This is a genomic window from Lacrimispora sphenoides JCM 1415 (assembly GCF_900105615.1).
GTDB lineage: Bacteria > Bacillota > Clostridia > Lachnospirales > Lachnospiraceae > Lacrimispora > Lacrimispora sphenoides.
The window spans coordinates 2,953,326-2,966,734 of record NZ_LT630003.1 but is presented as its reverse complement, the minus strand read 5'-3'; the positions used below and the strand labels follow the sequence as shown (position 1 = coordinate 2,966,734).

Sequence of the window (13,409 nt, the reverse complement as noted above, 5' to 3'; positions counted from 1 at the left end):
CAATGAAAATAAACAAAACATCGGCATTAATTGCAGCAGCAGCCATTGCTCTGGCAGCGATCCTACCCATGTTTATTTCCAATAACTATCATCTGAATCTGATGATCCAGGTATTAATTAATATCATTATAGTAGTGGGTCTTAATTTCATAACCGGCCTTACCGGTCAGATGAATCTGGGAACTGCCGGTATATTCTCTATGGGAGCATATACGTCTTCCCTGCTGGCAACAAGACTTGGGGTCAATCCATGGATTTGCTTAATCGCAGCCGTGGGCATGGGATTTTTAATCGGAATGGGTCTTGGCTATCCTTCCTTAAGGGTATCCGGAGTATATCTGGCCCTTACTACCATTGGTTTTTCTGAAATCGTCCGTATTCTGATGACGAATTTAACAGGCCTGACAGGAGGAGCATTGGGCGTAACGGGAATTCCTCCATTTTCTATCCTGGGCCATAAGTTCCAGACCAATAAAGAGATTTACTATCTCTATCTGGTCATAGCGGTCATTCTTATCTTTAACGCGTACCGGATTGTTAACTCCAAATGGGGACGGGCTTTCCTGGCAGTTAAGGATAATCCGGATGCGGTGGAAGCAGGAGGGATCAACATTGCGTCCATTAAGATTTTAGCGTTTACCCTTGCATCCGTTTATGCAACCGTGGCAGGAAGCCTTTATGCCCATTACGTTGGTTTCATCAATCCAAGTGCATATAACCTGGAGTATTCCATTAACTACGTTGTCATGTTGGTTATCGGAGGAATCGGCTCTGTGCCAGGCAATGTGCTCGGGGCGATTCTGGTTACTTTAGTGCCGGAATTTTTAAGATTCATGGAAAATTACTACTGGCTGGTATTTTCAATCATCACTCTGCTGTTTGTCATCTTTATGCCAAATGGGATCGTTTCTCTATTTAAGGGTAAGAAGAGGGCAGCAAAAGCAGGGAAAGGAGCGCAGGCAAATGGCAGATAACAGAGAAGGAAAATCTATTTTAACCCTGAAACATGTAACAAAACGCTTTTCCGGGCTGGTTGCGGTAAATGATCTGTCTCTGGATATGAAAGAACGTACCATTCATGCTTTGATCGGACCAAACGGAGCAGGCAAGTCAACTGCTATCAATATGATCACCGGCCTTCTGCCGTTAACAGAGGGTGAGATTTACCATGAGGATACGAAAATAAGCGGTATGAGTGCCCATCAGATCGCCCAGACCAGCTGCAGCCGGACCTTCCAGAATTTAAAGTTATATCGTTCCATGACAGTGAAAGAAAACTTAATGATGGGAAATATGACAGACCGGAAGCAGGGCTTTGTACCTTTTCTGTTTGATATTAAGAACGCATACAGGGAAGAGAAGCTTATGAATGAAAAAGCAGATCAGATCCTGGAGTTTATGGGATTAAAGGATCTGGCAGAAGAGTATCCGTCCAATATGCCTTATGGAAAACAGAAACTTACGGAGCTTGCCAGGTCTCTCATGTCAGATCCAAGACTTCTGTTCTTAGATGAACCTGCCGCAGGACTCAATCCCTCCGAGCGCGTGGAATTCGTAAATATTATGCTGAAGGTATTTGATTCCGGCATCGATATTTTCCTCATTGAGCACAATATGGATGTTATCATGAATATCAGCAATTATATCACCGTTATTAACTTTGGAGCTAAAATTGCCGAAGGCACACCGGAAGAGATACAGCAGGATCCGTTGGTAATTAAGGCGTATTTAGGCGACCGGTATAAACAGAATATGGCAAGGGGGGCTTCAAATGCTTAAAGTAAATGGCATTGACGTATATTATGGCAAGGTTCAGGCTCTGTTTGACGTATCCATTGAAGTGGGTGACCGGGAAATCGTATCCATCATCGGAGCCAACGGAGCAGGAAAGACTACCCTGATGAAATCCATTATGGGAATCAATAAACCGAAAAGCGGCACGATCGAATACAACGGCCAGGTTATAAGCGGTCTCCCTCCCCATAAGGTGGTAAGTAAAAAGATTGTTTATATCCCTGAGGGCCGGGAAATTTTCCCCAATATGACGGTTCAGGAAAATCTGGAAATGGGTGCTTATTCTGTAAAGTTATCAAAGGCGGAGATGGAGCGTCATCTGGAAGAACAGTACGATATTTTTCCGAGGCTTGAGGAACGGGCAAAACAAAAAGCCGGTTCCATGTCAGGAGGCGAGCAGCAGATGTTAGCCATAGCAAGAGGGCTTATGTCAGATCCGGAGCTTTTGATGCTTGATGAGCCAAGCCTTGGTCTTGCCCCAGTCATTGTTGATGACATGTTTGATGTAATTGTCCGCGTAAATAAGGTGAGAAATATACCGATCGCCATCGTGGAGCAGAATGCATTTATGGCCATGTCCATATCTGACAGGACCTATGTATTGGAAGTGGGTAACCTTGTTACCCATGGAGAAAGCAAGGCACTGATGGATTCTGATGAAATTAAAAAAGCTTATCTGGGAGGCTGACGGCCTCCCACTGTTTACATAATGAATGGAGGTAAAAGAAATTGCGCGCTATTTATTTAGAAGAACCGTGGAAGGTTGCATGTATTGACAACGAGAAACCAGAGCCAAAGGAAGGTCAGGCCCTTATAAAAGTACGGGCAGCAGGTATCTGCGGAAGTGACATCGGTGCTTACCGGGGTACCAATCCTCTGGTATCCTATCCAAGGATTATCGGCCATGAGGTAGTGGGAGAGGTAATATCCATTCCGGAAGACAACGGGAAAGGAATTAAAGCAGGAGACCATGTGATCGTAGATCCCTATCTCTTTTGCGGAGAGTGCTACCCCTGTTCCATTGGACGAACCAATTGCTGTACCGATTTAAAGGTACTTGGCGTCCATGTGGAGGGAGGGATGTCCGACTATATGGTACATCCGGCAGATATGCTCTGGAAGCTTCCGGAAGATATGCCATGGGATATTGCACCGATGGCAGAGCCTCTTACCATTGCCTTACATGGCATTCACAGAGGCGGTTTAAAGAAAGGGGAGCATGTGGCGATCATAGGGGCAGGCCCCATCGGTCTTCTGGCAGCCATGTCAGCTCTGGCTTATGAGGCAGAGCCTATTGTTATTGACGTTGTTGCTGAGCGCCTTTCTTTTGCAAAAGAGCTGGGAGTAAAATATACCATTCATTCAGCAGAAGAAAACCTGACAGAAAAGGTATTGGAATATACCAATGGCCGTTTGGCAGAGCTTGTTATGGAATGTTCCGGCGCAAACCCGGCAGTCCGTTCTGCCCTTGACATTACAGCGAACGCAGGCAGGATTACGCTGACCGGATGGCCGAAAAAAGAGACTCCGCTTCCTACCGATATGATCACCAGAAAGGAAATTGATATCCGCGGTGCCCGTACCAGTGCCAATGAATTTGAAGAAGCCATTGAGCTGATCCATTCAGGCAGGGTAGATGTGAGAAAAATACTGACCAAAACCGTTACGATGGAAGAAACCCCGGCAGTGATCGCTGATATTGAACGGAATTCCGGTAACTATATGAAAGTAAACGTAATTCTGTAACAGATGACAGGCGAAAAGTCATACAGAAAAAATGATGATTGACAAATAAAGCATTAGAACGTATAATTGTCTGGATCGAAGATATAAGTATCTGATTTACAATTAAATATGCTTCATTAAGAGGGAGTAGTTTAAATGCATCATCAACATCCTGACTGACAAAGGCCAGTCTGGTGGTGCATGCCAGACAATGGTTACCAGACTTTTAATGTATTTATTCTGAACATTTAATATTTTTCAGAATAAGTGCATTAAAAGTCTTTTTCTTTTTCTTTTTGGGGCAATAATAAATCAGAGAGATCAAACAGTACATGTTGATGCAGGCTGTCCGAATGGGCAGCAGAACGGAGGAAAGTTTGAAAGACTGGTATCAGAAAACAGAAGAAGAAGTTTTAGAAGCGCTTCACACATCAAAGGAAGGCTTAAGTGCAACAGAAGCAGCCGGACTTCTTGCCAGCAAGGGAGAAAATATTCTGGAGGAGGGAAAGAAAAAAAGCACCCTTCAAGTATTTGCCGAGCAGTTCCGTGATCTGCTGGTGGTCATTCTGATTGCAGCGGCTGTTATTTCCATGCTTTCAGGAAATGCAGAAAGTACCATCGTTATCGTAGCGGTTATTGTGCTGAATGCAGTTCTTGGAACCGTGCAGCATGAAAAGGCCCAGAAGTCTCTGGCAAGCTTAAAGTCCTTATCGTCACCAACTGCCAAGGTGATCCGGGATGGACAAAAGGTTGAGATCGCTTCAAAAGGCGTGGTTCCCGGAGATATCCTGCTTCTGGAAGCCGGAGATATGGTAGTGGCTGATGGACGAATCCTTAATAATTATTCCCTGCAGGTAAACGAAAGCTCCTTAACCGGCGAATCTACCAATGTGGATAAGGAAGAAGGGACTCTTGATACAGAAGCACCTCTGGCAGACCGGACCAACATGGTTTATTCCGGAAGCCTGGTTACTTACGGCAGAGCGGTAGTCGCTGTCACCGGAACAGGAATGGATACGGAGATCGGAAAGATCGCCAGCCTGATGAATGCGACAAAGGAGAAAAAAACACCTTTGCAGGTCAGTCTGGATCAGTTTTCCAGCCGGCTTGCCATGGTCATTATGGTGATCTGCGGCCTGGTGTTCCTGTTAAGTATTTACCGTAAAATGCCACTTTTAGACTCCCTGATGTTTGCTGTGGCTCTTGCAGTTGCTGCGATTCCGGAGGCCTTAAGCTCCATAGTAACTATTGTACAGGCAATGGGAACACAGCGGATGGCAAAAGAAAATGCCATTATTAAGGAATTAAAGGCGGTGGAAAGCCTTGGCTGCGTTTCCGTCATCTGTTCTGATAAGACAGGAACCCTGACCCAAAATAAGATGACAGTAAAGGATATCTATGTGGATGGCAAAGTCTGTCAGCCGGATGAGTTAGACCTTCGCAGCCAGCTCCACAGGTATCTTCTTTACGATGCGCTGCTGACCAACGATTCCTCTCTTGTAGAAGGAAAGGGGATCGGAGATCCTACGGAGTATGCCCTTCTTGAAATGGCAGGAAAAGTCAGCTTAAGTCATGATCTCATCAGGGAAATGATGCACCGCCTGGAAGAGATTCCCTTTGATTCCGACCGGAAGCTGATGAGCACCAAATACCAGCTTCATGGAGTTCCTACCATACTGACAAAGGGTGCGGTGGATGTATTGCTGTACCGGACCACCCACATCCGTACCTCGGAAGGAGTCAGGGAACTGACAGAAAAAGACCGGGAGAATATCCTGGAGCAGAATATGAGATTTTCAGAGAATGGACTTCGGGTGCTTGCTTTTGCCTATAAGGAAGTGGAAGAAGACCATGTGCTTTCCTTAAAATCAGAAAACGACTTTATCTTTATTGGGCTTATCTCGATGGTTGACCCGCCGAGAGAAGAGTCTAAGGATGCGGTAGCCGATGCCAAACGGGCAGGAATCCGGCCGGTAATGATCACCGGAGATCATAAGATCACGGCAACTGCCATAGCAAAACAGATCGGTATTTTCGAAAAGGGAGATATGGCTGTTACCGGCGCGGAATTAGACGCTATGACCGATGAAGAGCTTGACTTAAATATTACTAAGACTTCCGTATATGCCAGAGTTTCGCCGGAAAATAAGATCCGAATTGTGGACGCATGGCAGAGGCGGGGAAATGTTGTTTCTATGACAGGAGACGGAGTCAATGATGCGCCTGCCTTAAAGAAGGCCGACATCGGAGTGGCTATGGGAATCACCGGTACGGAGGTTTCCAAGGATGCTGCATCCATGATTCTGGCAGATGATAACTTTGCAACCATTATTAAGGCAGTTGCCAACGGCCGTAATGTTTACCGGAACATAAAAAACGCCATTCAGTTTTTGCTGTCCGGAAACATGGCGGGAATCCTTTCCGTCCTGTATACATCGATTATGGCTCTTCCTGTCCCCTTTGCACCGGTCCATCTGCTGTTCATTAACCTGTTGACTGATTCCCTTCCGGCAATCGCTATTGGCATGGAGCCTGCGGAGCACGGACTGCTTAACAGGAAGCCAAGAGATCCAAAGGAGGGAATCCTGTCCAAAGAATTTATGCTTAAGATACTGGTGCAGGGTGCGCTGATTGCTGTATGTACCATGACGGCTTTCCATATCGGATTAAAGCAGGGCAGTGCAGCCACAGCCAGCACCATGGCCTTTTGTACCCTGACCCTTTCCCGGTTGTTCCACGGATTTAACTGCAGAAGCCGCCAGTCTATTTTCCGGCTGGGTTTTGCAAGCAACTGGTACAGTCTTGGAGCATTCCTTGCAGGAGTTTTCCTGTTAAGCCTTGTTATGTTTGTGCCCGTCCTTGAAAAGCTGTTTTCCGTAGCTCCTCTAACAGCCAGCCAGATTGGCATCATATATGGTCTTGCAGTCATTCCTACGATCATCATACAGTTTGCAAAAATCATAAAAGAAAACAGGAAATAATTACTTCTAAAAAAGAGGTTCAACCGTAAAAAAAGTGTTGAACCTCTTTTTTAAAAATGTTAAAATATTTCAGTACATAAAATTAAATATAGGAGAAAGGAACGACACATGACAGGACAACTTTCACTAAAAGTGAGAAATTGCGGACCGCTGTCCAGGCGGACGAAATTCCAAATTCTTGCCCTGGTGCCGATTTATTTTATTGTTGCAGGCCTCTTACTGCAGCCGTTCGATGAAATCTGGAGGGGTATCATTACGATTGTCAGGGAGCCAGATTTCCTGATTACGGATTATTTTGCCATTGGCGGCGTAGGAGCTGCTTTTGTTAATGCGGGTGTATTAACCTTATTAAGTATTGCAATTGTATATTTTCTTGGTATGGAGATGAGCGGCCATACTATAACCTCATGCTTTCTTATGTTTGGTTTTTCTTTGTTTGGGAAAAATATCATGAACATATGGGCTATCATGCTGGGCATCTGCCTGTATTCTTATTATCACAAAACTTCCATTACACGTTATATTTATATTGGCTTTTACGGGACCTCATTGTCTCCGATCATCACTCAGATCATGCAGATCGGAAATTTACATTTGGCGTCCAGGCTGATTTTGAGCATTTTTGTTGGATTGGGAATTGGATTTGTACTTCCGCCCCTGTCCACTCATACGCACTACGCCCACAAGGGATATTCTCTCTATAATGTGGGATTTTCCGCCGGCATCATAGCCACGGTGATTGTATCACTGATGAAATCCTTTGGAATTTCCATAGAGTCAAGACTGATCTGGTCTGAGGGCAATAATGAGCTATTTGCAAGGTTGCTTCTGTTTTTGTTTTTTGGTATGATAATATTTGCATTCCTGTTATCAGAGAATGTTGGAAAGCGTTATCTGGAAATACTGAAAACCTATGGTCTCAGCGGAACCGATTATGTAAAGAGTGAGGGATTTGGGCCTACACTCCTTAATATGGGAATTAACGGAATTGTAGCAACCTTGTTCCTTGTTATGTCAGGAGGTGCGTTAAACGGACCTACGATTGGAGGAATATTCACCATTGTAGGCTTCAGTGCAACAGGAAAGCATCTGCGAAACATTCTTCCTATCATGTTGGGAGTGGTACTTGGAGGAGCGATCCAGAACTGGAGCATTACGGATCCCAACGCTCTTCTTGCACTTTTATTGTCTACAACCCTTGCACCGATTGCCGGTGAGTTCGGCATTATAGCGGGTATTATAGCCGGATTTTTACACTCTGCCGCTGCGTTTAATGTAGGCATTGTTTACGGCGGAATGAACCTTTATAACAATGGCTTTGCAGGAGGTCTCATAGCCACCTTCCTGGTACCGGTGTACCAGTCTGTCCGGGACAGAAGCGCGCGGGCTAAGGTCCATGATTCCTTATAGCTTCATGAGAAACGAAAGCCAGAATAAAATTAATTTAAGAACAGGAAAATTTGAAGATGTTGTATCAGATAAAGGATGGGACAGTCATTGCCGGAGGCAGCCTGATTCTGTCACATATTGACTTTGAAATACACGGCAGAGAAAAAATAGCGGTGGTAGGTAATAATGGAGCTGGAAAAACCACACTTTTAAAACTGATAGCCGGGGAAGTGGATCTGGACCGGGATGATAAACGGCAAGGCCCTGGAATCATCAGTTCCAGAAAACTGACGGTCGGATACTTAAAGCAACAGGCATTTGATGATAAGGACAGGACAGTAGAGGAAGAACTGCTGTCCTCCTGTCCTGCCTGGGATCCCTTTGCCAGGGAACGGTTTGAATATGAGCGGGAATATGATACGCTGTTTACCGGGTTTGGATTTACAAAAGAAGATAAGAAAAAAAGGATTTCCCAGTTCTCCGGCGGAGAACAGACAAAGATTGCCCTTATCCGTTATCTGCTGTTAAAACCGGATATCCTGCTTCTGGATGAACCGACCAATCATCTGGATGTTCAGGCTACGGAATGGCTGGAGCAGTATATGAAGCAGTATGAAAAATCAGTGGTAATGGTATCCCATGACCGCTTTTTTCTGGACCAGACGGCAACTGTGGTATATGAATTATCGGGAAAGAGGCTTACCCGTTACCCTGGAAACTATACCCATTACCGGGAAGAAAAGAGGAAAGCGGTCAGGATACAGACGAAGGCCTATGAACGGCAGCAGGAAGAGATCAAACGCTTAAATGATTTGGTGGAACGGTTTAAGAATAAGCCCCGGAAAGCCTCATTTGCCAGGGCAAAAAGGAAGGCGATGGAACGGATGGGTCCGGCAGTGAAACCGGTGGAAGATGATATCCACATGTTCACAGGGCCTTTGGAGCCGGCCTTTTTAGGGAGTAAATGGGTCTTTGAAGCGGAACACCTGAAAATCGGTTATGACCATCCTCTCATGGAACTCACCATGAGGATCCGAAGGGGACAGAAGATAGGAATCCTGGGTCCAAACGGAGCCGGAAAAAGTACCTTTTTAAAAACGGCGGCAGGCCTTATTCCCCCGGTGTCCGGGGAGTTTTCTCTGGGAAACCAGATTACCATCGGCTATTTTGACCAGCATTCTTCTGAGATAGACTCTGATAAATCCGTTGCCCAGCATTTTCATGATTTGTTCCCTTCCCTGACAGAAAAAGAGGTCAGGAGTATATTGGGGGCATATTTATTTGGTGGAAAAGAGGCTGGAAAACGGGTGAGCCTCCTCTCGGGAGGAGAAAAGGCAAGGCTTGTTCTGGCAGAGCTTTTGCAGAGCAGACCGAATTTTCTGATCCTGGATGAGCCGACCAACCACATGGACATCAGGGCAAAAGAAACCCTGGAATCTGCATTCCGGGCTTATACGGGCACCATTTTGTTTGTATCCCATGACCGTTATTTTTTAAGCCGGGTGGCAGAATCGGTTCTCATCTTTGAGAATCAGTCCGCCTTTTACTATCCTTTCGGTTATGAGCATTATCTGGAAGGTCGCAGAAGGGCAGTGAAGGGGGAAGGTCTTGCGGCACAGATCAGGGCGGAGGAGCAGGCTCTGATTGCCGGAATGCGCGCAGTCCCCAAGGCAGAAAAACACAGGTTAAGAGAGATACCGGCGGAAGAAGCCTACATGGACTGGAAGCTTGGCCTGGTTCTGGAACGTCTTTTGCCGGCAAGAGACAGGGTGATGGAATTGACGGCTGCCATGGAGGAGATGAAAGAAAGGTGGCTGGGATCGGAAGATTTCTGGAAGGAAGAAACGTGGAAAGAGTCCGGCCGCTACGAGGGACTAAAGGAAGAGCAGCAAAAAGCATGGGAGGACTGGCATGAGCTGTGCCTGGAATGGTTTGATACGGCATATGAAGAAGGTATGTAAAAGCCTGTTAATATATAAGTTTGCATAAGAGTCGGAATAAAAAAATGAGCTTTGAGTGTGGCAATTAGACCAATCAAAGCTCATTTTTTATTTACAATTTTGTTGTGAGGCTATTTTATGGTGCCCTATGTAATCTGAGAATGTATTCTTGATCAATATTTACCGGAGTAATCATAGAGTGTTGAAGTGTTAGTATAAAATTCCGGTTCTGCGCTCTCAAAGGAAGGAATGTATTCCTTATGAAAATCCGTTTGTTCCCCGTTTAATTTGAATTTTCCAACTTCCTGCTGCAATGTCTCAGACTGTGCGGCCAGCTCTTCACTGGAAGCGGAGCTTTCTTCTGCGGTTGCTGCATTTGTCTGTATGACTGCAGAAACCTGTGACAGGCCCTGGTTGATCTGGTCGATTGCCACCACCTGCTGGGAAGAAGCGGATTCAATTTCCCGGATCGCCTGTTCCAAAAACTTTGATTTTTCTTCTACTTCCTGAAGGATTTTAGCGGAATCAGCTGTCATCTGTCTGCCCTCGGTAACTGCTTCTACGGAATGAACGATGAGGTTTGCCGTTTCCTTTGCCGCATCCGCAGATTTGGTTGCAAGGTTCCGAACCTCATCCGCTACCACTGCAAACCCCTTTCCGGCGCTGCCGGCACGGGCGGCCTCAATGGCGGCATTTAATGCAAGAATATTTGTCTGGAAGGCGATGTCCTCAATCACTTTTGTGATGCTGGAAATTTCTTCGGAAGTTGCGTTGATCTTATTCATAGATGCATTCAGGCTTTGCATGCGTATATTGCTTTCGTTGACTCCGGCTGCATTCTGTTCTACGTACTCAGATGCCAAACGGACATTATCCGCATTCTGGCTGGCCTGTTTTGCTACTGTGGCTATGGCAGCGTTAAGCTCTTCCACGGTTGCGGCTTGTTCCGTAGAACCGGAAGCCAGGGCCTGTGCTGCGGAGGATACCTGTCCTGCGCCGGAGTTTACCTGATCGGCTGCTGTGTTTATAAGAAGCAGAGTCCGGTTGAGATCCTTCTCGATCTTTCGGAGGGCAAGTCCGAGCACATCATCCTCAGAACGAAGGGGAACTTCCTGTGTAAAATCTCCGTTGCTGATTTTTTCGGCAATGAGCACCTGATCCCGGATGCCAGCCAGCATAGTGGTAAAAGAGGCGGCAAGCTGACCGGTCTCATCTTTGGAGTTAACATCCTTTAAGTCAACAGCCACATGCCCAAGAGCGATTTTATCGGCAGCCTGTACAATCTGTCCGATCGGCAGGCTGATCATACGGGAAATTCTCAAGCCCAGGTATATGGCAATGGCTGTTCCTGCTAAAATGATGAGGCAAAGAACAGCCGTCAGGATGAACGCAGTAGAATCGTTGTTTTCACTGGTCTCGCTAGCCACCCTCATCCGGACATCCACCAGCTTGTCAAAGTTATCAAACATCCTTTGGATGTTGTCCTTCTCATTATCGAAAGCGTGTAATGCCGTGTCCTTAGACCCTTGTTTGGCTACGTTTAAGCATTTTTGGATGGAGGGATCAAAGGAATCCGTAAATAATTGAGTTGCCTCGTCTATTAAAGCGAGAGCTTCTGAATTCTTGATACTTGTCCGGTACTCGGCGGAACTACTAAGAAAGTTGTTCTTTGCTTCCACATAGCTTTTCTCCAGAGATTCCAGTTCCATGGTATCACCGGCATGGCTGGCCATAGCGTTGGCATCTGCACGAAGCTGATACAGATTTTTGGTGGCAATGATTAAGTCCTTCATGGGAACCGTCTGCTCTTTGTACAAAAAGGTGTCCTTCTTGTTGATTTGGGACATGCCCCAAACCCCTGTGATGCCGATTACAAGCATAATAAATACCATGCTGAGAAAGGCTGTAAGCAATTTTTTGGTAATACTGTAGTCTTTGAATTTCTTCATACTGATACCTCCTAGTTTTTCATCATTTTCTTATGTATGATCGTTTCCATTTGGTTGATATGTTCCTCAAAACATGTATTGGTGTATACATACAACGTCTGAGGCTCCGTCTTCGGTATACAATATGAATCAATATTTTGTGAACATCCTATGGCAGTGGTTTTACCAGATTTCTGCCATCCATTTTTAGACAAATATCGACATTGTTCATTATATAATACAAGATTATTGTTTGTCAATCTAAAGAAAAATAGTATTAATGATAGAATATAAAATTATTTTCGTGGAAAATAAAAGGTATTTTTTATAAAATTTTGAACATTTAATTTTGATGAGCAATTTAGCGCTGCGGATTGCGAATATCCGATTGACTATTTAAAATAATTGTGCAATATACACATGACAAATGTCATATATCTAATTACATTAGTAATTAATGCATAAAAAATATTGACTTTTTCCTTGAAGTTGTTATGATGATTACAGAGAAAGGGGGTTAAACATGAAATATCAGGAAGGGAAGAAAAAAGTTATAGTGGCCGGACATATTTCCCTGGACATTACGCCGGTATTTAACAACAGCGGTGATCAGAAGTTTTCTGCTCTTTTGCGTCCGGGAAAGCTTTTGCGTGTGGGAAAGGCACAGATATCCACAGGCGGGGCTGTTTCCAATACGGGGCTGGGTCTTCATGCCTTAGGAGCTGACGTGCTTTTGATGGCAAAGGTCGGAAATGATGACTTCGGCCTGATATTAAAAGAAAAGATCAGGCAGAGCGGATGTGAGAGCAGCATTCCGGCAGTGGAGGGGGAATCCACATCCTACACGGTGGTGATAGCTCCAAAGGGTTTTGACCGGTTTTTTATCCACGATCCCGGGTGCAATGATACGTTTTGCTGCATGGACGTGGATTTTGAGCAGGTGTCAGGGGCTTCCCATTTTCATTTTGGATATCCCACGCTGATGCGCAGATTTTACGAGAACAACGGGGAAGAACTGGTCAGCCTTTTTAGAAAGATCAAGGAGCTTTCCCTTACCACATCCCTGGATTTAACGGCAGTTGATCCTGATTCTGAGGCGGCTGGCTGTGACTGGGAGAGGATCCTGGCATCTGTACTTCCTTACGTGGATTTCTTTGTTCCAAGCATTGAAGAGCTGGGGTATATGCTGGATAAAAAGTTGTATGACAAATGGCAGGAAAGGGCAGGCGGAGAAGACGTTACATCCATACTTTCCTTAAGCGAGGATGTGGAGATCCTTGCGGACCGGGCGCTTAATCTGGGAGCAAAAACCGTATTGCTAAAATGTGGAGCGGCCGGCATGTATTTAAAAACCGCACCGGAGCATTTTCTGGAAGGCTGGGGTTCAATTGCCTGTTTCCAGAACAGCTTTGTTCCTGACCGGATCCTTTCAGCCACCGGGGCAGGGGATACGAGCATTGCTGCGTTTATAAAGGCAATGTTAGATGGATCAAGACCGGAGGAATGTCTGGAGCTTGCAGCGGCAACAGGAGCCTCCTGTGTGACGGCTTATGATGCCATCAGCGGACTTCTGCCCTTTGAGGCTCTTAGGGAAAAGATTGAAAACGGGTGGGAACAACAGAACATCATACACCCATAATAAAAATTATGAA

General features: G+C 45.4%; 9 protein-coding genes. 8 read left to right on the top strand and 1 reads right to left on the bottom strand.

Features of this window, described 5'->3' with window-relative positions:
* Positions 1–2 precede the first annotated feature (2 nt).
* From BMX69_RS13345 to abc-f, 7 genes are all read left to right on the top strand, one after another.
* Entirely contained in the window at positions 3–974 is a 972-nt protein-coding gene (locus tag BMX69_RS13345; RefSeq protein ID WP_054790334.1) for a branched-chain amino acid ABC transporter permease, read from the top strand.
* Positions 964–1,779, top strand: coding sequence for an ABC transporter ATP-binding protein (locus BMX69_RS13340; RefSeq protein ID WP_025234425.1), 816 nt, complete (start codon positions 964–966; stop codon positions 1,777–1,779). Before BMX69_RS13345 ends, BMX69_RS13340 begins: the two co-directional genes overlap by 11 nt.
* Positions 1,772–2,482: an ABC transporter ATP-binding protein gene (locus BMX69_RS13335; RefSeq protein WP_100042607.1), complete on the top strand. Its 711-nt coding sequence runs from the start codon at positions 1,772–1,774 to the stop codon at positions 2,480–2,482. Before BMX69_RS13340 ends, BMX69_RS13335 begins: the two co-directional genes overlap by 8 nt.
* 41 nt (positions 2,483–2,523) lie before the next feature.
* Entirely contained in the window at positions 2,524–3,540 is a 1,017-nt protein-coding gene (locus BMX69_RS13330; protein WP_100042606.1) for a zinc-dependent alcohol dehydrogenase, read from the top strand.
* Between the two features lie 356 nt (positions 3,541–3,896).
* Positions 3,897–6,500: a cation-translocating P-type ATPase gene (locus BMX69_RS13325; protein ID WP_100043852.1), complete on the top strand. Its 2,604-nt coding sequence runs from the start codon at positions 3,897–3,899 to the stop codon at positions 6,498–6,500.
* 108 nt (positions 6,501–6,608) lie between these two features.
* Positions 6,609–7,910: a DUF1576 domain-containing protein gene (locus BMX69_RS13320; protein WP_100042605.1), complete on the top strand. Its 1,302-nt coding sequence runs from the start codon at positions 6,609–6,611 to the stop codon at positions 7,908–7,910.
* A gap of 56 nt (positions 7,911–7,966) precedes the next feature.
* A complete protein-coding gene (abc-f, locus tag BMX69_RS13315; RefSeq protein WP_100042604.1) occupies positions 7,967–9,850 on the top strand; it encodes a ribosomal protection-like ABC-F family protein in 1,884 nt (627 codons plus the stop codon).
* A 152-nt stretch (positions 9,851–10,002) separates the two neighbouring features.
* Here abc-f and BMX69_RS13310 read toward each other — a convergent pair whose 3' ends face one another.
* Complete coding sequence (locus BMX69_RS13310; protein WP_100042603.1) at positions 10,003–11,778, bottom strand: methyl-accepting chemotaxis protein; 1,776 nt, start codon at positions 11,776–11,778, stop codon at positions 10,003–10,005.
* Positions 11,779–12,280: 502 nt separating this feature from the next.
* Here BMX69_RS13310 and BMX69_RS13305 point away from each other — a divergent pair.
* On the top strand, positions 12,281–13,396 hold the full coding sequence (locus tag BMX69_RS13305; RefSeq protein ID WP_100042602.1) for a carbohydrate kinase family protein: 1,116 nt from the start codon (positions 12,281–12,283) through the stop codon (positions 13,394–13,396).
* Positions 13,397–13,409 lie beyond the last annotated feature (13 nt).